Here is a 20,625-nt window from a genome sequence, read left to right on the forward strand (position 1 = left end):
CCTGGAAGGGGAGGTGGCAGGCCGGAGGCCTGACGGAGGGGTGTAGCCGGTGGAGAGGAAAGGGCTTCGCTCGCAGAGCGCGACACCCCTCCACCAGCTTCGCTGGTCCCCCTCCCCTTGCAGGGGAGGACGAGTTTGTTACGCCAGCGCGATGTCGGGTGCGTCCTCGGCCTTCATGCCAATGACATTGTACCCGGCGTCGACATGGTGGATCTCGCCGGTCACGCCCGACGACAGGTCGGACAGCATGTACAGGCCAGCACCGCCCACATCCTCGATCGTCACGGTGCGACGCAGCGGCGAGTTCAGTTCGTTCCACTTGAGGATATAGTTGAAGTCGCCGATGCCGCGCGCCGCCAGCGTCTGGATCGGGCCCGCCGAGATCGCGTTGATGCGGATATTCTCCTGACCCAGATCGACCGCGAGATACTTGACGCTCGTCTCCAGCGCCGCCTTGGCCACGCCCATGACGTTGTAGTGCGGGATGACCTTTTCCGCGCCATAATAGGTCAGCGTCAGGATCGAGCCGCCCTCGGGCATCATCGTGCGCGCGCGCTGGGCGACCGCGACCAGCGAATAGGCCGAGATGTTCATGGTCATCAGGAAATTGTCGAGCGTGGTGTCGTAATAGCGACCGCGCAGCTGCGACTTGTCGGAAAAGCCGATGGCATGGACGACGAAGTCGATCGTCGGCCATTCCGCCTTCAGGTCCTCGAACAATTTGTCGAGCGACTCCATCTCGGAGACGTCGCAGTCGAACAGGCGCGCCACGCCCAGCTGTTCCGCCAGCGGGCGGACCCGCTTTTCCATCGCCGCGCCCTGATACGAAAAGGCGAGCTCCGCGCCCGCCTCCGAAAGCTGCTTGGCGATGCCCCAGGCCAGCGACTTGTCATTGGCCAGGCCCATGATGAGCCCCCGCTTGCCTGCCATCAATCCGTTCACGCCGTTACCGCTCCTGCCGGTTCGCTGTCTTCAATCGCCCTCTCTAGCGCCGGTTCGGGCGGTTCCGCCAGTGCCGCGTTCAAATGAGCGCCGAAAACCAGCCCCAGGCCGATCAGATAGAAGAACAGCAGCATCACGACGACGCCCGCCAAGCTGCCATAGGTCAGGTCGTACCCGCCCAGTTGCGACAGCGCCCAGGGCAGCAGCGCGGTCATGCTGACCCACCAGACGGCGGTGAACAGCGCGCCGGGCCATTTGCGGCAGTTGCTCTCGCGATATTTGGACGGGGTGACCGAATAGAAGAGCATGTAGAGCGCGCCGAACATCACCGCGCCGGGGATCAGCCGCGACAGCCCGACCCACCCTGCGACATTCTGCGCGAAGGGGACGAGGCGATAGATGAACTGCTCGGCGGCGGTCAGGATACCAGCCGCCAGGAAGGAGAGCAGCGCGATGACGACCGAGGCGATGATGACCAAAGTCGAGGACAGCCGCGATCGCCAGAAGGCCGTCGTCGCCTTCACGCCGTAGGCCCGGTGGAAGATGTCGCGGATCGTCTCGATGAAGCCGCCCACCGTCCACAGCCCGACCAGCCCGCCCAGCCAGAGCAGCGAGCCCGTCCGCGCCGCCAGCACGTCGCGGATCGGCTTGCGCAACAGGTCGCTGACATCGGGGGGCAGGACGTGCAGGAAGCTCTCGACCGCATGCTGCGTCTCGTTGCTTTGCCCGAACAGCGACAGGAGGGCGGCGGTCGTGATGAAGAACGGGAACACTGTCATCAACGCCAGATAGGCCAGGTTGCCCGCATGGATGAACCCGTCGTTGAAGACGCCGATCGAGGTCCTCTTCAGGATCTCGAACGCGTACGAACCCGGCCGGACCTTGGCGAGTTGCCGGTCCAGCCCGGTTCGGGCCTTGCCCCTGTGATGCGCGCGGTCTTCGGGGGTCAGGCCATTCGGGTCGTTCATGGAACGATCAGACGCCCAGTGCGGCCCTCGGGTTCCTGTCGTCGCTCCATTCGGCAGCGAAGCGTTGCAAGGCTGCATCATCGGCCGGAATGTCGATGATCAGCGTAATGAGCTGATCGCCGCGTCCGCCATCCTTGCGGTGGAAGCCTTTTCCCTTCAATCGCAATGTCTTGCCTGAGCTGGTGCCCGGCGGCACGGTCAGCATCACGGGGCGCTCGACGGTGGGAACCTTCACCTTGCCGCCCAGCACCGCCTCGCCGAGCGAAATGGGCAGGTCGAGCCGGACATCGTCGCCGTCGCGGATGAAGAAGGCGTGCGGGCTGACCTCGATCGCGACAATCGCATCGCCCGCGCCGCCCGGACCCGGCTCGCCCTTGCCCGCCAGACGCATCTGCGTGCCCGTCTCGACTCCGGCGGGCAGCTTCAGGTCGATCGTCTTGTTGTCGCCCAGCGTCACCCGCTGCGGGCTGAGCGTCGCGGCGTCGATGAAGGGCACCTTGAGCGCATAGGTGATCGTGTTGCCCTTGGGCGCCTCGCGACGGCCGCCGCCGCCGAAACCGCCAAAGCCGCCGCTGAACCCGCCGCGCCGTGCGCCGCCGAACATCCCCTCGAAGATGTCGGACATGTCCGCACCCTCGCCGCCAAAGTCGAACTGCTGGCGAAAGCCGCCCGCACCGGGGCGCGGGCCCGCGCCGCCGCCCCCGAAGCCGAAGGGCGCGGCGGGGTTGCCGTCGCCGTCGATCTCGCCCCGGTCGAACCGGGCGCGCTTGTCCTTGTCGTTCAGCAGGTCATAGGCGTTGGTCACCTGGCTGAACTTTTCCGCCGCCTTGGGATTGTCCTTGTTGCGGTCGGGATGCAGTTCCTTCGCCAGCTTGCGATAGGCTTTCTTGATATCGGCTTCGCTGGCCGTGCGGCTTACGCCCAGCGTCTGATATGGATCGGCCACTCTTGTCCCCGTTGCCAGTGTATTACCGATCTATGTGGGGAAGTCCGCACCGGAGCGCAATCCGTCTCCCATGCGTTGCAGCATCGAAGGAGACGGATCATGACCCAGCCGATGCAGGCGACCGGCAAAGACGGCAAGATGGGCGACGCCAAGAAGGGCGCCCCCGACGGTGTATCCGACGCGCCCGGCAAGCATGGCGGCGAAAGCCAGGGCGGCGGTTACGAAGGCGTGCCCGAGCGCGAGGGCGATTTCCACGGCGGCCAGAGCGGCGCGGCCTATCACGGCACGGGCGGCCATCCCGACCCCGACAAGGACAATCCCAATGCGGTGACGGAAGAGGGCTAAAACCCCAACCCCCGTTCAGCCTGAGCGAAGTCGAAGGCCATGGGATTCGGTCTGACGCCGGGCCGCGCCCTTTGCTCCGTTCGAACGGTGGCGAGGCGGAGGCTGACTACCCCGCCACCATCTCCCCAACCGGCGCGACGTCGACGCTGACGTCCATCTTCTGCGCGCCCGAGCCCAGCACCACGCCGTCGACCGGCGCGATCTCGGCATAGTCGCGGCCGACCGCGACGATGATATGGTCGCCCGCCATCCAGATGCCGTTGGTCGGATCGACCCCGACCCAGCCGCGTTCGGGCCCGCACCAGATCAGCACCCAGGCATGGGTCGCATCCGCGCCCACCAGCCGGGGCTGGCCCGGCGGCGGCAAGGTGCGGATATAGCCCGAGGCATAGGCCGCCGGAATCCCCGCGGCGCGCAGGCCGGTGATCATGATCTGCGCGAAATCCTGGCACACGCCGCGCCGCTGGCGAAACGCCTCGGCCGGGGGCGTGTCGACCAGGGTGGCGGCGGGGTCGAAGGCGAATTCGCGCTGGATGCGGCCCGCCAGCGCAAACCCGGCCTCCAGCGCGCCACGCTCCGGCGACAGGTCGGGGGCGCACCATTCGGCGATGGCGGGATCGAGCGGGATCAGCGCCGAGGGAAAGATATAATTGGCCGGGCCTGCCGCCGACAGGTCGCGGCTCGACCGGGCGAGCGCGGACACCTCGGCCAGCGTCGGGTCGCCGGGCGAGGGCATCGGCACCGGCCGGTCGACCACCATATGCGCGCGGCTTTCGATCGTCAGGCTGCGCACCGGCCGGTCGACGACCAGCCGGGTGACATGCGCCAACCCCGCCTCGGCCCGCGCGGTGCGGGTGCGGCCGACCGGCTCGACGATCAGGTCATAGGCCTCCAGCGTCTGGCCCGGCCAATCGATGGGCTTCAGCCGCAGGTTGCACCGCGCATATTTGACCTGCGCGCCATAATCGAAGCGCGTGATGTGGCGGATGTCGTAGATCATGCCAGTGTCAATCCGCCCGCCCGCAAGGGCTCGGCTCCCTGCAGGAAATAGCGGCGCGCGATCGCTTCGGAGAGCAGGCCCAGCCGCCGCTCGACATCGCCCAGCGTATCGGCGTCCAGGGTGCGCGCATCCTGGGTCTCGACGGCGGCGCGGATGGCGACGGCCAGCGCCTGTTGCGGCTCGGCCATGTCGTCGTCGGACAGGACCGGCAGCCGCGACAGGCAGTCGGCGATGCGCGCGGTCTGATAGGCGAGCGCACGCGGGTTGTTGGGGTCGAGCGCGACCAGATCGACCACCGCGACACGCGCCAGCCCGGTCGGATAACGCTGGCGATAGCTGATCTGGCTGTTGGCGAGGTCGAGCAGCGTCGACAGGTCGTCCGCCGACGCCCCCGCCATGCCGAACAGCCGCGTCGCGCGCGCCACCGCCATCGCCCGCTCTACCCGGCGGCCGAGATCGTGGAAGCGCCAGGCCGTGGTGCGGACCATATGCTCGGCCGACAGCCCGGCGATGGCGGCATAGCGGCGCTGGAGCGACCCCGCCCGGTCGAGCATCCCGGCATGGCTGGGGAAGGGCGCCTCCAGCAGCCGCACCATGTCGGCGGACAGGCGATCGCGCGACCCCTCGCTGATCCCGCGCGCCAGCCGGTTGATCCGCGCGACAGAGTGCCAGGCCTCGTCCTCCATTGCGGTGCGGGCGAACTGGGTGAGGGCGGCGCGGTGCAGGCTGTCGGGATGCGGCGCGGCGCCGCCGCCGGTGATCAGTCCGACCAGCCGTCCGACGGTGCGCGGGTCGAGTGCCGCGCCGCCATCGACGTCGATCGAATTGCCCAGCATCACCCGGATCGCGGCGAGCAGCGCCTCGCCACGCTCCAGATACCGGCCCAGCCAGTAGAAATTGTCGGCGACCCGGCTGGGCAAGGTCCCCGGATTGCGCCGGACATGCAGCGAATCGGGCGCGGCGAGCAACGACATCGGCGCCACCGGGTCCGGCCCATGGACGCAGACATCGGCGGACCACAGCCCTTCGCCGATCATCGCGGCGGTCGCTTCCGGATGGTCGCCGATCCGGCCGAAGCCGCCGGGCAGGACGGTCCAGCGCCCCTCGGCATCGCGTGCGGCGAACACCCGCAGCGTGAAGGGGCGGGGCTCCAGCCGGTCGCCGATGACGACGGGCATGGTCGACAGCCGAACCATCTCCTGCCCGACATAATCCTGCGGGCGGCGGGCCATGTCGGCGAGCAATGTCGCGCGCTCCCCGGCCGACAGGGTCGCGCCCGGCCGCGCGCCGTCCGGCAGGCCGAGCGGCCGGGGGCCGAAGGCGGGGGCGATCAGCAGCCGGTCGAGATGCGCGGTGACATGCCCGGCCTGAGCAGAGCCGCCGCACCACCAGGTCGCGATATTGGGCAGCCTGAGCGGCGCGCCTGCTAGCTTTTGCGACAATGCGGGCAGGAAGGCGGAGAAGGCCGGGCTTTCCAGCACGCCCGCGCCCGGCGCGTTGGCCAGCACCACCTGTCCCTCGGCATAGGCGTCGATCAGCCCGGGCACGCCGATCTGCGAATGGCTGTCGAACGCCAGCGGGTCGAGCAGCCGGGGATCGAGCCGCCGCCACAGCGCGTCGATCCGCTTGAGTCCGCCGACCGTGCGGACATAGACCTGCCCCTCGATCGCGGCCAGGTCGGCGCCCTCGACCAGCAACAGCCCCAGATAGCGCGCCAGATGCGCCTGTTCGGGATAGCTGGGGTTGAACCGGCCGGGGGTCAGCAGGCCGATGCGCGGATCGGCGCGACGGCATTGTGCCGCCAGCCCGGCGCGGAAGGCGGCGAAGAAGGGCGCATGGCGCTGGACGTTCAGCCGGTTCTGGAGCCCGCCGAGCGTCCGGCTGACCGCCAGCCGGTTCTCCAGCGCATAGCCCGCGCCCGCCGGGTTGCGCAGGTGATCGGCCAGCACCCGCCATTCGCCGTCCGGCCCGCGCGCCAGGTCGAAGGCGACGAAGCTGAGATGATGCCCGCCCGGCGGCGTCACCCCGACCATGGGCCGCAGGAAATAGGGGCTGCCGGTCGCGAGCGCCGCGGGGATATGCCCCTCGGCCACCAGATCGCCGGGGCCGTAGAGATCGGCGAGGATCGTCTCCAGCAGTTCGGCGCGCTGGACCACGCCCGCTTCGATCCCCGCCCATTCGGTCATGTCGATCAGCAGGGGCACGGGCGAGACGGGCCAGGGGCGCTCGTCGGTCTCGCCGATGATGCGGAAGCCCGTGCCGATATCGGCGGCGTGGCGCTGCACCCGCTCGCGCGCATGGGCCAGGTTGCTGGCGACGGCGGCCAGTTCCTCCAGCATCGCGGGCCAGGCCGGGTCGGCCGATCCCGCCAGCACGTCCGAGGGCGTCGCGATGCTGCGATAGGTGGCGATCCAGGCGGCGGCCTGCGCGGGGCTGTCCTCGGATGGGTCCATCGGGCGGGGAAAATCGCCGCATCCGCCCAAGGTTGCAACAGGCGATTAGAGATCGGGCAGGATTTGATCCGCGACCCCCCAGCCGCGCAGGGCCGCGCCGTCGGCGCGCGCGACCAGTTCGGCGGCATCGCGGATGGTCCAGCGCGCCGCCCGGTCGATCGCGTCCAGCTCGCGCCACGCCACCGGGGCGGCCACCGGCGCCCCGGCCCGGGCCCGCGCCGAATAGGGCATGACCGCCGTCGCGCCGCGCTGGTTGCGCAGCCAGTCGATGAAGATGCGGCCCTTGCGCTTGGCCTTGGTCATGACCGCGACGAAGCGTCCCGGATCGCTCTGCGCCAGCGCCTTGGCGAAACGCTCGGCAAAGTCCGATACGGCAGGCCACTCGGCATCGGGCGTCAGCGGCACGACGACATGCACGCCCTTGCCCCCCGACAGCATCGCGAAGCTCGTCAGCCCCAGTTCGGCCAGCTGGTCGTGGATATGCACGGCGGCGCGCTTCACCTCGTCGAACGACACGCTGGGGTCGGGATCGAGGTCGAAGATCATCCGGTCGGGCTGTTCCAGCGCGGCGATGCCCGCGCCCCAGCCATGGAATTCGATCGACCCCATCTGGATACAGGCGCGCAGGCCCTCCGCATCCTCGACATAGAGATAGGGTTCGGTGCCGCCGTCCTTCTCGCGGATCGGCACCGAATGGACCTGCGGCCCGAAACTGCCCGCGTCATGCTTCTGGAAGAAACAGGCCCGTGCTCGGCCTTGCGGACAGCGGACCAGGCTGACCGGCCGCCGCGCGACCCAGGGAAGCATCAGCGGCGCGACGGTCGCGACATAATCGGCCAGAGCGCCCTTGGTCAGATCGCTGTCGGGGAAGATCACCCGGTCGGGATGGGTGATCGTGACCGCGCTTTCGCCCGACGAGGAAGCAGGCGCGGGGGCGGGGCGTTCCTCGACCACCTGATCGGCGGGCTTGTCCTCGCGCAGCCCGATGAAGCTGGGATGGCGGAGCAGGCCATCGGGCGTCGTCTCGGTAAAGGCGATCTCGGCGACCAGATCGGGGCGGACCCATTTGGCCCCCCGCACCATGGCGCGCGGTGCCTCGACGGTCGCGGTCCGGCGGGCGCGGGCGTCGAGCAGACGGCGGAGTTCGTCCATCCGCGCTGCGGTGAAACCGGTGCCGACCTTGCCGACATAGGTCAGCTTGCCGTCGCGGTTCACGCCCAGCAGCAGCGACTTGAACCCGCGCCGCGCCTTGTCCGAGGGGAGCCAGCCGATAATGACGAATTCCTGCCGCCTCAGGCATTTGGCCTTCAGCCAGTCGCGGCTCCGGCCGCCGGGATAGCGGCTGCCGGCCTGTTTGGAGACGACGCCCTCCAGCCCCTCGGCACACAGCCTGTCGAACAGCGCCTCGCCGGAACCCGTGACATGTTCGGCGAACCGGATCGTCTCGTCGCCGTCAGGGACGATCGCGCGCAGCCGCTCCTTGCGCTGGACCAGCGGCAGCTCGGTCAGATCCTCGCCGTCGAGCGAGAGCAGGTCGAAGGCGAACAGGCTCATCGGTTTGTCGCTGCCGATCGCGTCCTTCAGCGTCGAGAAATCGGGGCGTCCGTCCTTGAACGCGACGATCTCGCCATCGACCAGCGCCGAGGTGACGGGCAGGTCGGCCGCCGCCGCGACGATGCCGGGAAACTTGTCGCTCCAGTCCAGCCCGTTGCGGGTGAAGACCCGCGCCGCGCCACCGCCGACCGCGATCAGCGCGCGATAGCCATCATATTTGATCTCGTGCAGCCAGCCCTGGCCTGCGGGCACCCGGTCGACCAGCGTGCACAGCGCCGGGGGCTGGAACGCCGGCGGTGCGGCCTTTTTCGCCTTCGTCCGGCGCGGGGCGGCCTTCGCCTTTCCGGCGGGCTTTGCCTTGGCCGGTTTTCCCTCGGCGATCTGCGCCATGGTCCGCCCGGTCGACACGCTGGTCAGCGCCTGATCGGTCAGCGTGTCGGTGCCCCCGGCCTGCGCATCGGCGACCTTGCGGAGCAGCCAGTTCTCGCGCTTCTCCCGGCCGCGCGGCTTCATGCGGACCAGCAGCCATTCGCCCTTCATCCGCTCGCCATCGAGGATGAAGTGGAGGTGCCCGTCCTCCAGATCGGCGGCGCTCTTGCCCGCGACCGGCGACCAGGTGCCGCGATCCCACAGCATTACCGTGCCGCCGCCATATTCGCCCGAAGGGATCGTCCCCTCGAACGTCGCATAGGATAGCGGATGGTCCTCGGTCCTGACCGCCAGCCGTTTCTCGTCCGGGTCCAGGCTCGGCCCGCGCGTCACCGCCCAGCTCTTGAGCACGCCGTCCACCTCCAGCCGGAAGTCCCAGTGGAGCCGCGTCGCGTCATGCTTCTGCACGATGAAGCCGTTGCCGCTGCCGGGTTCCAGCGTCCCCGCAGGCTCGGCGGTGCGGGTGAAGTCGCGCTTGGCGTTATAGCGGGCGAGCGGATCAGCCATGTTTGCGCGCCGGGGCCTTGCGGGCGGGCTTCTTGGCGGGCGCCTTGCGCGTGGTCTTGGCCGGGGCCTTGCGCGGGCGGCTGCGCGTCTCGCCGGTCTCCATCGATTGCTTCAGCGCCGCCATCAGGTCGGCGACATGGCCGCCGGAGCGCGCGGGCGCGTCATCCTCGTCCTCGATGATCTTCCGGCCCTTGGCCTTGCGCTTGCGTTCGATCAGGCGGTGAAGCGCCTCGACATAATGGTCGTGGAACTGCTTGGGGTCGAAGGGGCCCGACTTCTTCTCAATCAGCGCCTCGGCCAGTTCGAGCAGTTCGGCATCGGGCTTGGCATCGCCGATATCGCCGAAAAACCCTTGCGCCTTGTTCACCTCGTCGGCGTAGCGCAACGTCTCCAGGATCAGCCCGCGTCCGCATGGCCGAAGCGACACGATATATTCGCGACCCCGCAGCGCCAGCTGGCCGAGCCCGACCTTGCCCGTCCGCTTCAACGCTTCGCGCAGGACGATGAACGCTTCCTCGGCCAGATCGTCGGCGGGGACGACGAAATAGGGGCGTTCGTAATACAGGACGTTGATCTCGCCCACATCGACGAAGCGGGTCAGCTCCAGCGTCTTCTTCGACTCCAGCTTGACCGCGTCGATCTCGTCCTGGTCGAGCAGGACATAATCGCCCTTGGCGACCTGATAGCCCTTCACGATGTCGTCGGTGTCGACCGGGCCGATGTCGCTGACGACCTTTTCGTAATGGATCGGCTTGCCGCTGGGTTCGTGGATCTGCTTGAACTGGATGGTCGCGCCGCTTTTGGTCGCGGGATACAGCTCGACCGGGATCGACACGAGGGCGAGGCGGATCTGACCCTGCCAGTAAGCGCGTGCGGGCATTGGGAATTTCTCCGTTGCGTAACGGGACCAATGACGGACCCGGCGTTTCCGTTCCCGACATTGGTTTTCGTCGGCCACAAGCGTATGGACGCGCGCATGGCTGACGATCCCTTTGCCCTGTTCGATGCGTGGTTTGCCGAAGCGCGTGCGAGCGAAATCAACGATTCCAATGCGATGGCGCTGGCGACGGTCGATGCGCGCCTTCAGCCCTCGGTCCGCATGGTCCTGTTGAAGGGGCATGATGCCTGCGGATTCGTGTTCTACACCAACCGTGAGAGCCGCAAGGCGCAGGATCTGGGCGAGGGCAGCCGGGCCGCCCTGCTGTTCCACTGGAAGTCGCTGCGCCGCCAGATCCGGATCGAGGGCATGGTCGCCCGCGTCTCCGATGCGGAATCGGATGCCTATTTCGCCAGCCGGGGCCGCGACTCGCAGCTGGGCGCCTGGGCGTCGGACCAGTCGCGCCCGCTCGCCGACCGCGCGACGTTCGAGGCGCGGTTCGAGGCGGTGCGCGCCCGGTTCGAGGGCGGCGAGGTGCCGCGCCCGCCGCATTGGGGCGGATACCGCGTGTCCCCCGAGCGGATCGAATTCTGGCTCGACCGCGAACACCGGCTGCACGAGCGCCGCGTCTTCACCCGCACGCCCGAGAATGGCTGGGACGAAGGGCTGCTGTTCCCGTGACCCAGGACGAACGCAAGAAGGTCATTCCGCTGGCGACCAAGGCGGCGCTGGCCAGCGTCGCGATGGCGCTGTTCCTGCTGGCGCTGAAGGGCTTTGCCGCTTGGCGAACGGGGTCGGTCGCGATGCTGGGGTCGCTGGCCGACACCGCGCTCGACCTGCTGGCCAGCCTGGTCACGCTGTACGGCGTCCGGCTGGCGGCGACCCCGGCCGACCATGACCATCGGTTCGGCCATGGCAAGGCGGAGGCTCTGGCGGCGCTGTTCCAGGTGGCGCTGATCACCGCCTCGGCGGCGGGCATCGCGTGGCGCGCGGTGATGGCGCTGGGCGCGGACAATCCCACCTCCGACGCCGAGTTCGGCATCGGCGTGTCGGTCATCGCGATCGCCGCGACCGTGGTGCTGCTCGGCTATCAGCGCAGCGTCATCCGTCGCACCGGTTCGGTCGCGATCCTGGCGGACAATGTCCATTACCAGTCGGACGTGCTGCTCAATGGATCGGTGATCGTCGCGATGGTGCTGGACCAGTATTTCGGCTGGCACGGCGCGGATCCGATTTTCGGCATCGCCATCGCGCTGTGGCTGGCCTGGGGCGCGTTCCAGGCGTCCTCGACCGCGATCGACCAGCTGATGGACAAGGAATGGCCCGACGACCAGCGCGCCGCGTTCCTGGACGTCGCCGCGCGCCAGCCGGGGCTGAAGGGCATTCACGACTTCCGCACCCGCCGTTCGGGCAGCCACGATTTCGCGCAATTCCATATGGAGGTGGCGCGCGACCTGACCGTCGCCGCCGCGCATGACATTGTCGAGGGGGTCGAACGCGCGCTGCGTCGGGCCTTCCCCAAGGTCGAGGTGCTGATCCATCTCGATCCCGAAGGCCATGTCGACACCGACAATCCGCTGGTCGAGGCGGACGTGACCCCGCACTGGTTCGGCAAGCGGATCGGATATTGATGCGCATCCCCTTCACCCAGGTCGACGCCTTTGCCGACGCGGCGTTCGGCGGCAATCCGGCGGCGGTGATGATGCTGTCGGAGTGGCTGGACGACGCCACGCTGCTGGCGATCGCGCAGGAGAACAACCTGTCCGAAACCGCCTTTCTGGTGGCGGCCGACGGCGCGGCGGCGGATTTCGCGCTGCGCTGGTTCACGCCGGGCGACGAGGTCGAGATGTGCGGCCACGCCACGCTGGCGAGCGGGCATGTCGTGCTGTCCTCCGATACGACGCGCGAGCGGGTGCGCTTCGCGACCCGCCATGCCGGGGTGCTGGAAGTGGCGCGCGACGGGCTGGGCTACAGCCTGTCGCTGCCCGAGCGGACGCCGGTGCCTGCGGCGTTGCCGGGCGTGGTCGAGGCGCTGGGCGTCGGGGGCGTGGTCGCGACGCTGCGCCATCCGGCGGGCTATGCGGTGGTCGTGGTCGACGATGCGGCGCGGGTACGGGCCTGTACGCCCGACTTCGCGGCGCTGGCGGCGGCGGGCCGCTACGTCGTGATCCTGACCGCGCGGGGCGGGGCGGGTGAGGCGGATGTGGTCAGCCGCGTCTTCGTACCGGCCTTCGCCATCGATGAAGACCCGGTGACGGGCGCGGCGCATGCGGTGATCACGCCCTATTGGACGCAGGAGCTGGGCCGCGATGCCTTTGTGGCAGAGCAGGCGAGCGCGCGCGGCGGGCGGCTGATGTGCCGGATGGAAGGCGACCGGGTGGTGCTGGGCGGCGAATGCGTGACGGTGATCGAGGGGACGTTCCTGCTGCCGTGAGCGGCCGGGTGCGGGCTTCGACGTCGCTCGGCCTGAACGGGTCTTGAAACTCCGCAATACCCCGGCGAAGGCCGGGGCCCAGGCTCCACCAAGCCTGTGGCGCGCCACGCGATGCGGGGGAGGCCAATGCTCGGCGCCTTCGATGACACATAGCAACTGGATCCCGGCCTTCGCCGGGGTGACGTTATAGGAACTGCAAGGACGGCCTCACTCCGCCGCCAGCAACGTCTCCGCCGCCTGCAAATCCACCGACACCAACCGGCTGACCCCGCGTTCGATCATCGTCACGCCGAACAGCCGGTGCATCCGGCTCATCGTCACCGCATTGTGTGTCACGATCAGATATCGCGTGTCCGTCTCGCGCGTCATTCGGTCGAGCAGCCCGCAGAAACGGTCGATATTGGCATCGTCCAGCGGCGCGTCGACCTCGTCCAGCACGCAGATCGGCGCGGGGTTGGTCAGGAACAGCCCGAAGATCAGCGCCACCGCCGTCAGCGCCTGTTCGCCCCCCGACAACAGGGTCAGCGACTGGAGCCGCTTGCCCGGCGGCTGCGCCATGATCTCCAGCCCCGCCTCCAGCGGATCGTCCGAATCGACCAGCGCCAGATGCGCCGAGCCGCCGTCGAACAGAGTCGCGAACAGGGTCTGGAAATGCCCGTTGACCGCCTCGAACGCCTCGAGCAGTCGCTGCCGCCCCTCGCGGTTGAGCAGCCCGATCGAACCGCGCAGCCGCGCCACCGCCTGGACCAGATCCTCGCGCTCGGCTGCGCTCGCCGCGCCGCTGGCCTCGAGTTCGGCCAGTTCCTGTTCGGCGACGAGGTTGACCGGACCGATCCGCTCGCGATCGGCGGACAGCTTCTCGTGCGCGGCTCCCTCGGCCTGGGGCGAGCCGACGCCCGCGCTCTCGAACCCCAGCTTCTCCGGCAGCACCGGCGCGGGGCAGGCGAAGCGCTCGCCCGAGACGCGGCCCAGCTCGACCCGGCGCAATTCGTGATTCTCGACCCGCGCCAGCGCGCCCGCCCGCGCTTCCCGCGCCGCCGACAGCAGGGCGTTGGCCCCGGCATGCGCGGCCTCCGCCGCACGCAGCGCGCGTTCGGCTTCGGCTTCCTCCGCCTGCGTCCGCTCCGCCTCCGCCTTGGCGGCGTCATGCGCGGCGGCGAGCGTGGCGATCTCCTCGGCCAGCTGCGCCGGGCGATCGGCGATGGCGGCGGTATCGCGGTCCAGCGTGGCGGCGCGGGCATCCATCTCGGCGATCCGCCCCGCCGCCTGACCCGCGCGCTGTTCCCAGCCCTGTGCCTCGGCAATGGCGGCGGCCAGCCGGTCGCGGGTCTGCGCCAGGCTGCGTTCCAGCGTAGTCCGCTCCGACCGCGCCAGCGCCACCGCCGAGCGGGCGAGCTGCGTCTCGGTCTGGAGCCGCGCCGTCTCCGCCGCGCTCGCGCTGCCGTCGGGCAGGGCGGCGAGCGCGGCGGCGGCGCGGTCGCATTCGACCGCCGCCTCGTCCATCTCGTTGGCGATCCGTTCGGCGCGGATGGCGAGATCGGCGCGCTGTCCGGACAGGCGCTCGATCTGCGCCTGCGCCCGGTCCTCGGCCCGCTGCGCCTCGCGATGCGCGGCCTCGGCCTGGGCGAGCAGCGTGCGGGCGCTGGCGGCGGCACCCCGTGCACGCGCGATCCGCTCGTCGATCGTGACTCGCGCGGCGGTGGCGGCGGCGACCGCGCTTTCGGCCGCCGGACGCTCCGCCTCCAGCTTCGCCAGCCGGTTGCGGCGTTCCATCCGCTCCGCCGCCGCCGCGCCGCCGCCCTCGCCGACATAGCCGTCCCAGCGCCGCAGCCGCCCCTCGCGCGTGACCAGCCGCTGGCCGACACGGAGCGGCTGGCCCGAATCCGCCTCGACCAGAAAGATCTGCGACAGCCGCCGTGCCAGCGTCTCGGGCGCCTGGATCCGCGCGCCCAGCGGCAGCGTGCCGACCGGGGCGGGGGGATCGTCCTCGGCGATGGGCGATCCCTGCCAGTCGACCAGCGGCGTATCCAGCTCGTCGCCCAGCGCCGCCGCCAGCGCGCGCTCGAACCCCGGATCGGCCTGCACCTCGTCCAGCAGGCGGTCGCCGCCCTTGCGCTCGGTCGCGCGGGTCAGCGCGGTCATCTCGGCCTCCAGCGCGGCCAGCGCGGCGATCGCCTGCGCGCGCGCCGCCTCGGCGGGATCGCGTTCGGCGGTGGCCATGGCCTCGCTCTCCTCGGCCCATTGCGAGGCGGCGCGCGCCTTGTCGGCATCGGTGCGCGCGGCGGCCTGGGCGGCGATGGCGGCATCGCGCACCGCCTCCTGCCCGGCCAGGTCGGGCAGCGCCTCGATCGCGGCGGCGACCCCGCGCGCCTCGCGCTCGGCGCGTTCGTGGCGCGCCCGCGCGGAGCTCAGCCCGGCCTCGGCGATGCGGCGTTCGGCGGCTTCGGCGGCCTGGGCGGACAGGGCCCGCGCCAGCGCCACCTCGGCATCGCGATTCTTGCTCTCCGCCTCGGCCAGCAGCGTGTCGAGCCGGGGCATGGCCTGGGTCGCATGGGCGATGCGCGCGTCCAGGTCCTCGCGCTCGTCGGTCAGCCGCTGGATGGCGGCGGCGGCGTCATGCGCCAGCGCATCCTCGCGCGCGCGATCCTCGCCGACGCGGGTGCGCGAGGATGCCAGTTCCTCGATCCGGCGTTGCAGCCCGTGACGCTGGTCGCGGGCGCGAGACAGGGCATGGCCCGCCTCGCTCAACGCATCGCGCGCCGCCAGCGCGGCGGCACGGGTCCGCGCGGCCAACGCCACCGCCTGCTCCTGCGCCCCGGCGGCGACCCGCTCGGCCTGGCTCGTCTCGGTCACGCGGCGTTCGGCGGCGTCGGCCTCGATCCGGGCGGACGCGGCGGCATCGGCGGCGTCGCGCCATCGGGCGAAGATCATCCGCGCCTCGGCCATGCGGATCTGGTCGGAGATCAGGCGATAGCGCTCCGCCGCGCGCGCCTGTCGCCGAAGGGTCGCGATGCGGGCATCTTGGTCGGCGATCGCCTCGTCCAGCCGGGTGAGATTGGCCTCGGTCGCGCGCAGCTTGGCCTCCGCATCGCGGCGGCGGACGTGGAGCCCGGCGATCCCGGCGGCTTCCTCCAGCATCGCGCGGCGCTCGGCGGGCTTGGCGGCGATGACCGCGCCGATCCGGTTCTGGCTGACGAGGGCTGGCGAATGCGCGCCGGTTGCGGCATCGGCGAACAGCAGCGCCACGTCCTTGGCGCGCACGTCGCGCCCGTCGATCCGGTAGGCCGAGCCCGCGCCGCGTTCGATCCGGCGGACGATCTCGGTCTCCTCGCCCTCACGCTCGGCCAGGATCGTGACCTCGGCGAAGTCGCGCGGCGGGCGGCTGGCGGTGCCCGCGAAGATGACGTCTTCCATCCCCGCACCGCGCATCGACCGCGCGCTGTTCTCCCCCATCGTCCAGCGCAGCGCTTCGAGCAGGTTCGACTTGCCGCAGCCATTGGGCCCGACAACGCCGGTCAGCCCCGGTTCGATGACCAGATCGGCCGGATCGACGAAGCTCTTGAAACCCGAAATGCGAAGCCGCTTGATCTGCACGGACCCGGTCGCCGCTCCCCCCGATGCGCTGTGGTTAACCGATAGCGGATGGGGGCGGGATGTCGAGGGGGGAGGCGTGGTGGAGACGCTCGCGGCGTGGTTGGGGTTTCCTGGCCAGGAATGGGGGATGTCGCCCACTTGCCGACATTCTTGGGATGATCCAGCATGAGGCATTGGAATGATGGAGCAGCCCTTTGCGATTGCCTATCCGCAATTATCTCGAAACACCGTTGACGATCTTCGTCGAGCCACTTTGCGACCAGTATGAGGTTCCGCCAAAAGGCGAAGCCCTTGTGATCCTTCAGGACGGCTACCCGCACTCGATCGACATTCACCCAGATAATTGGGTCTCAATCTGGAACGAGGGGCCGAAGTTGGCCACTGTCGAGCTATTTGATGAGCACCAGTTCTCTAGAATTATGAGCCAATCGAAGTAGTCGGGGCCAATCGACCACTTTTACCCCAAAAGGGCATTGGTCAGGTCGTCCCGGTACCCTTATCGTAGAGGTATAGCGTCACCGGACACACCTCTTCGTTGGCCCACGCGATCGCTTCCGCGACAGTGACATTCTCACGCTGGTCGTAGGTCAGATCGTGATCGGTTGGTCGCTGTTGGTCCGCATCCTCGCAGGCATTGTCATGCGAAGTCGCCTCGATGATGGCGTTAACCTCGCGCCAGCGATACGGCCTCGTTCGCCTGTCGATGATGTTGCAGATCATGCCGCGAACTTAGTGGGAGCCCGACATCATACAACGTCGGCTTCCCACCAGTTTCCGTCATTCGCGCCGGTGCATGTCGTTTCCGGATCACCCGAACCGCGCCAATCCGAACGGTTCCAGAGGCACGGGTGACGCCTTTCCATCCAGCATCGCCGCCACCAACTCGCCCGTAATCGGCGCGAGGGTCAGGCCCAGATGGTTGTGCCCGAAGGCATAGGACACGCCCGTCGTCCCCGGCACCCGCCCGATCGCTGGCAAGTAATCCGGCAGGGTCGGCCGCGCGCCCATCCAGGGTTTGGCGTCCTCGCCGATCGGCAGGCCCAGCGCGGCGATGTGGCGGCGCAGGCGGTTCCACTTGGCGGGGTCGGGCTTGGCCTGGGCGCGGGCGAACTCGACGATGCTGGCGGCGCGAAGGCCACCGGCGAAGCGGGTGACGATCATCGAGCGGTCCTCGAACACCACCGGGGGCAGGTCGGCGGGCCAGTCGACCGCCGGGCCGGCCTGGAGGTGATAGCCGCGCTCGGCGATGATCGGGGCCTTGAGCCCGAACGGTCGGAGCAGCGCCGCGCTCGCCACGCCTGCCGTCACGACGATCTGCGCCGCCGACAGGCGGCGGCCGTCTTCGAGCCGCGCCTCGCCGTCACCGACCGCTGCCACCCGTCCCACGATGCGCGTGCCGCCGTCCGCCAGGAAGCGGGCGAGGGTGGCTTCGGCAAGATGGGTCGGGTCGGCGATCTGGCCGCTCCCCTCGAAGCGGATGCCGCCCGCGAGCGGGGCGTGGACGCGGGTGCGCCAGTCCTGCAACTCCGACTCGGTCAGGGCGCGGAAGCGCGCGGTGCCGGTGTCCGCCGCCTGCCACCCGGCAAGCCCGCGCGCGGCGCTTTCGGGGGTTTCCCACAGCACGACATGACCGTCCTCGCGCAGCAGTTCGGGCGCGCCCAGCGCCGCGACATGACGCCGCCAGGCGGGCATGGCCTGTGCCAGCAGAGCGGCAAGCGCGCCATGCGCCCGCTTATAGCGATCCGCCCGCGCCGCGCCCAGCAACCGCAGCGCGAAGGGCAGCCAGGTCGCGATCTCGCGCGGGGGCAGCGCCAGCGCGCCGCCGCGAAAGAACAGCCGTCTGGCAAAGCCGCGCACCATTGCGGGCGAGGCGATCGGTTCGGCCTGCTCGGTCGCGATATGGCCCGCATTGCCCCAGGAGGCGGCGCGCGGGGTCTCCTCCGCCTCGACCAGCGTCACCGCCCATCCGGCCCATTGCAGCGCCAGCGCGGTGGTGGTCCCGATGACGCCTCCCCCGACGATCAGGGCGGTGCGATCTTGCGGGGCGGCGGCGTGATTTTCGGGCTTGGGCATAAGTCGGGTCATATCGTATACGGATTTCCTAGCAAGGGAATCCCGATGACGTCACCGACCATCCGCCACACCTTTTTCTGTATCGACGGCCATACTGCGGGCAATCCGGTCCGGCTGGTCGCGGGCGGTGCGCCGCTGTTGCGCGGGAGCAGCATGGCCGAGCGGCGGCTGGACTTTCTGGAACGCTTCGACTGGATCCGCACCGGCCTGTGCTTCGAGCCGCGCGGGCATGACATGATGTCGGGCGGCTTCCTCTATCCGCCGTGCGAGCCCGACAGCGACGCGGCGATCCTGTTCATCGAGACGAGCGGCTGCCTGCCCATGTGCGGGCACGGTACGATCGGCATGATCACCTTCGGCTTGGAAAACGGCCTCATCACCCCGCGCGAGCCGGGCAAGCTGAAGGTCGAGGTGCCGGCGGGCACCATCCATATCGAATATGAGAAGGAAGGCGCCAAGGTCACGGCGGTCCGCATCCGCAACGTCCCCGCCTATCTGGCGGCCGAGGGCATTGAAATCGACGTGCCGGGCTTCGGCCCGCTGACGCTGGATGTCGCCTATGGCGGCAATTATTACGCCATCGTCGAGCCGCAGGGGGCCTATACCGGGCTGGACGATCTGGGCGCGTCGAAGCTGGTCGAGTTGAGCCGCACGATCCGCGAACTGGTGCGCGAGAAGTTCGAGCCGGTGCATCCGCTCGAACCCTCCATCCGGGGGGTCAGCCATGTGCTCTGGGCGGACAAGCCCTCGGCGGAGGATGCCGATGGGCGCAACGCGGTCTTCTATGGCGAACGCGCGATCGACCGTTCCCCGTGCGGCACCGGCACCTCGGCGCGGTTGGCGCATCTGGCGGCCAAGGGGCGCTTGCGCGTCGGCGACCGCTTCGTCCACGAAAGCTATATCCGCAGCCGCTTCATCGGCCGGGTCGAGGAAGCGACCGAACTCGGCGGGCAGGCGGCGATCGTGCCGTCGATCCAGGGCTCGGCGGTGGCGACGGGGTTCAACACGATCTGGATCGATCGCGAGGACCCGTTCTGGGCCGGGTTCACCGTCGTCTGAGGCGATTTTCACGCGAAGACGCGAGGGCGCGAAGAAGAAGAGGTTCGCGCGGAGGCGCGGAGACGCGGAGGTGGAGGGACTCGCCGCGTCAGCGGCCCTCCAATCTCCATCCGTTGCTGATTCCAAAGCGCTGCCGCGCGGGCGACCATCTCCGCGCCTCCGCGTCTCCGCGCGAACAAAATCCTTCGCGTCTTCGCGTGAACCAATCCCGGCCTCAGCCGGGGTCACGCCTCACCCCAGGTCGTCGATTGCGGGCTGCGGCTGGGTGAACCAGGCTGCACCCGTCTCGGTGACGTAGAAATGATCCTCCAGCCGCACGCCGAAGCGATCCGGCACGACGATCATCGGTTCGTTGGAAAAGCACATGCCGGGGCTCAGCGGCGTCCGGTCGCCGCGCACCAGATAGGCAGGCTCGTGGATCGACAGGCCGATGCCGTGGCCCGTGCGGTGCGGCAGGCCGGGCAGGCGATAGTCGGGACCCAGCCCCGCGCGCTCCAGCACCGCGCGGGCAGCATAGTCGACCGCCTCGCACGGTTCGCCAGGCCGGACGGCGGCGAAGGCGGCGGCCTGGGCCTCCTTCTCGATGTCCCAGATGCGGCGGACCTCATCGCCGACATCCCCGAACGCATAGGTGCGGGTGATGTCGCTATGATAGCCGTCGATCAGCGTGCCGGTGTCGACCAGCACCACGTCGCCGTCGCGCAGCACGTCGTCCTGCGGCAGGCCATGCGGGAAGGCGGTCGAGCGGCCGAACTGCACCGCACAGAAATAATTGCCGGTCGATGCGCCCAGCGCGCGGTGCGCGGCGTCGATGAAGCGGATCACCTCCGACGCGCGAATGCCCTCGTGCAGGATGCGCGCGGCGCGGCGATGCACCTCCAGCGTCATGTCCATCGCCTGCTGCATGAGCGCGATCTCGGCGGGCGACTTGATCATCCGACAGCCATCGACGACCGCCGCGCCGCTGACCAGCGTGACGCCGGGCGCGGCGGCGCGGATCCGGTCGACGAACAGGAACGCCATGGCGGGATCGATGGCGAGCGTCCTGGCGCCCATCGCCGCCAGCGCATCGGCGACCAGCGCGGAGGGGCTTTCATCCTCTTCCCACAGGCGGATGTCGGTGGCGGGGATGGCGAGGCTCGCCTCGAACGAGCCCAGCTCGAAGCCGGGGCAGATGAAGATCGGATCGCCCGCGACGGGAAGCAGCATCGCGACCAGCCGCTCGGTCGCACCCCACGCGACGCCGGTGAAGTAGCGCAAGGACGCCCCCGCGCCGATCAGCAGCGCATCGGCGCCCGTCTCGGCCATCAGCGCGCGGGCGCGCGCGATCCGGCGGGCGCGTTCGGCGGCATCGATCGGCGGCGCGGGGTTGGCCCAGGGCGACAGCTCCGCCAGTTCGCGCTCCGCCGTCGATCCGCCGATCATCCCTGCCATGTCACTCGCT

General features: G+C 69.5%; 16 protein-coding genes. 5 read left to right on the plus strand and 11 right to left on the minus strand.

All coding sequences use genetic code 11. The features are described from left to right. Positions 1-138: 138 nt before the first annotated feature. The 3 genes from fabI to QE363_RS05170 are packed head-to-tail and all read right to left on the minus strand — an operon-like array spanning position 139 to position 2,856. Positions 139-930: an enoyl-ACP reductase FabI gene (gene fabI, locus QE363_RS05160; RefSeq protein ID WP_309698096.1), complete on the minus strand. Its 792-nt coding sequence runs from the start codon at positions 928-930 to the stop codon at positions 139-141. Positions 931-938: 8 nt separating this feature from the next. Further along, the gene (locus QE363_RS05165) at positions 939-1,910 is read right to left on the minus strand and encodes a YihY/virulence factor BrkB family protein (RefSeq protein ID WP_309692703.1); all 972 of its coding nucleotides are present in this window, start codon (positions 1,908-1,910) and stop codon (positions 939-941) included. A 7-nt stretch (positions 1,911-1,917) separates the two neighbouring features. Beyond that, positions 1,918-2,856, minus strand: a complete 939-nt coding sequence (locus tag QE363_RS05170) for a J domain-containing protein (RefSeq protein ID WP_309692705.1) — start codon at positions 2,854-2,856, stop codon at positions 1,918-1,920. 99 nt (positions 2,857-2,955) lie between these two features. On the opposite strand from QE363_RS05170, the gene QE363_RS05175 reads away from it, so the two are divergent. Continuing rightward, on the plus strand, positions 2,956-3,201 hold the full coding sequence (locus QE363_RS05175; RefSeq protein WP_307102899.1) for a hypothetical protein: 246 nt from the start codon (positions 2,956-2,958) through the stop codon (positions 3,199-3,201). Between the two features lie 106 nt (positions 3,202-3,307). Here the strand turns inward: QE363_RS05175 and QE363_RS05180 are convergent, their stop codons facing one another. The 4 genes from QE363_RS05180 to QE363_RS05195 are packed head-to-tail and all read right to left on the minus strand — an operon-like array spanning position 3,308 to position 10,024. Next, the gene (locus QE363_RS05180; protein WP_307102901.1) at positions 3,308-4,201 is read right to left on the minus strand and encodes a transglutaminase family protein; all 894 of its coding nucleotides are present in this window, start codon (positions 4,199-4,201) and stop codon (positions 3,308-3,310) included. Continuing rightward, positions 4,198-6,654 carry a circularly permuted type 2 ATP-grasp protein gene (locus tag QE363_RS05185; RefSeq protein ID WP_309692712.1) on the minus strand — a complete coding sequence of 819 codons (2,457 nt, stop codon included), beginning with the start codon at positions 6,652-6,654 and terminating at the stop codon, positions 4,198-4,200. The genes QE363_RS05180 and QE363_RS05185 overlap by 4 nt, the downstream gene beginning before the upstream one ends. 45 nt (positions 6,655-6,699) lie before the next feature. Further along, complete coding sequence (gene ligD, locus QE363_RS05190; protein ID WP_309692715.1) at positions 6,700-9,144, minus strand: DNA ligase D; 2,445 nt, start codon at positions 9,142-9,144, stop codon at positions 6,700-6,702. Beyond that, on the minus strand, positions 9,137-10,024 hold the full coding sequence (locus QE363_RS05195; RefSeq protein ID WP_309692718.1) for a Ku protein: 888 nt from the start codon (positions 10,022-10,024) through the stop codon (positions 9,137-9,139). The genes ligD and QE363_RS05195 overlap by 8 nt, the downstream gene beginning before the upstream one ends. A 96-nt stretch (positions 10,025-10,120) precedes the next feature. Between QE363_RS05195 and pdxH the strand changes: the two genes are divergently transcribed. The 3 genes from pdxH to QE363_RS05210 are packed head-to-tail and all read left to right on the plus strand — an operon-like array spanning position 10,121 to position 12,455. Then, positions 10,121-10,702 carry a pyridoxamine 5'-phosphate oxidase gene (gene pdxH / locus QE363_RS05200; RefSeq protein WP_309692720.1) on the plus strand — a complete coding sequence of 194 codons (582 nt, stop codon included), beginning with the start codon at positions 10,121-10,123 and terminating at the stop codon, positions 10,700-10,702. Beyond that, entirely contained in the window at positions 10,699-11,652 is a 954-nt protein-coding gene (locus tag QE363_RS05205; protein ID WP_307102910.1) for a cation diffusion facilitator family transporter, read from the plus strand. Before pdxH ends, QE363_RS05205 begins: the two co-directional genes overlap by 4 nt. After that, complete coding sequence (locus tag QE363_RS05210; protein ID WP_309692725.1) at positions 11,652-12,455, plus strand: PhzF family phenazine biosynthesis protein; 804 nt, start codon at positions 11,652-11,654, stop codon at positions 12,453-12,455. The genes QE363_RS05205 and QE363_RS05210 overlap by 1 nt, the downstream gene beginning before the upstream one ends. 207 nt (positions 12,456-12,662) lie before the next feature. On the opposite strand, the gene QE363_RS05215 is transcribed toward QE363_RS05210, so the two are convergent. The 3 genes from QE363_RS05215 to QE363_RS05225 form a co-directional block, all read right to left on the minus strand. Beyond that, positions 12,663-16,049, minus strand: a complete 3,387-nt coding sequence (locus QE363_RS05215) for an AAA family ATPase (RefSeq protein WP_309692728.1) — start codon at positions 16,047-16,049, stop codon at positions 12,663-12,665. 477 nt (positions 16,050-16,526) lie between these two features. Then, a complete protein-coding gene (locus QE363_RS05220; protein ID WP_309692730.1) occupies positions 16,527-16,769 on the minus strand; it encodes a hypothetical protein in 243 nt (80 codons plus the stop codon). Between the two features lie 87 nt (positions 16,770-16,856). Beyond that, entirely contained in the window at positions 16,857-18,134 is a 1,278-nt protein-coding gene (locus QE363_RS05225) for an FAD-binding oxidoreductase (protein ID WP_309692732.1), read from the minus strand. A gap of 33 nt (positions 18,135-18,167) precedes the next feature. On the opposite strand from QE363_RS05225, the gene QE363_RS05230 reads away from it, so the two are divergent. Then, positions 18,168-19,181 carry a 4-hydroxyproline epimerase gene (locus QE363_RS05230; protein WP_307102921.1) on the plus strand — a complete coding sequence of 338 codons (1,014 nt, stop codon included), beginning with the start codon at positions 18,168-18,170 and terminating at the stop codon, positions 19,179-19,181. 231 nt (positions 19,182-19,412) lie between these two features. On the opposite strand, the gene QE363_RS05235 is transcribed toward QE363_RS05230, so the two are convergent. After that, the gene (locus QE363_RS05235; protein ID WP_309692737.1) at positions 19,413-20,615 is read right to left on the minus strand and encodes a Xaa-Pro peptidase family protein; all 1,203 of its coding nucleotides are present in this window, start codon (positions 20,613-20,615) and stop codon (positions 19,413-19,415) included. Positions 20,616-20,625: the final 10 nt, after the last annotated feature.

Origin of the sequence: Sphingomonas sp. SORGH_AS_0870, from assembly GCF_031453175.1 — a bacterium.
Taxonomy (GTDB): Bacteria; Pseudomonadota; Alphaproteobacteria; order Sphingomonadales; family Sphingomonadaceae; genus Sphingomonas.